The organism is Bacillus sp. SIMBA_005 (assembly GCF_046535585.1).
Classification (GTDB): Bacteria; Bacillota; Bacilli; order Bacillales; family Bacillaceae; genus Bacillus; species Bacillus pumilus.
The window spans coordinates 1-295 of sequence record NZ_JAWRWI010000216.1 but is presented as its reverse complement, the minus strand read 5'-3'; the positions used below and the strand labels follow the sequence as shown (position 1 = coordinate 295).

The window sequence follows — 295 nt, the reverse complement described above, 5'->3', positions numbered from 1 at the left end:
CCTCAATGGTGCGATAGACGAAGCAGCCCGCGAGGCGCGCCCCCTCGATCGCGGGGCGCGCGGCATACGATCCGGTCGCGAGGACCAGAGCGTCATAGGCATACGAGGCGCGCGACTGGGTCCAGACCATGCGCCCCGAACGATCGATGAACGTCGCACGGTCGCCCGTGACGAGTGTCACCCGCGGATCCTCGAAGGGTGCGGGATCCAGCGCCAGATCGTCGGGGGTCCGGCCGCCGAAGTACGAGGTGAGGCCGACGCGGTCGTAGGGGCCGCGGCGTTCCTCGCCGATGAC

1 pseudogene is annotated in these 295 nt (G+C 69.8%); it reads right to left on the bottom strand.

Going from position 1 to position 295, the window contains the following annotated elements:
• Positions 1–295 (bottom strand): annotated as a pseudogene (locus SB660_RS19830) (hypothetical protein); the annotation flags it as partial.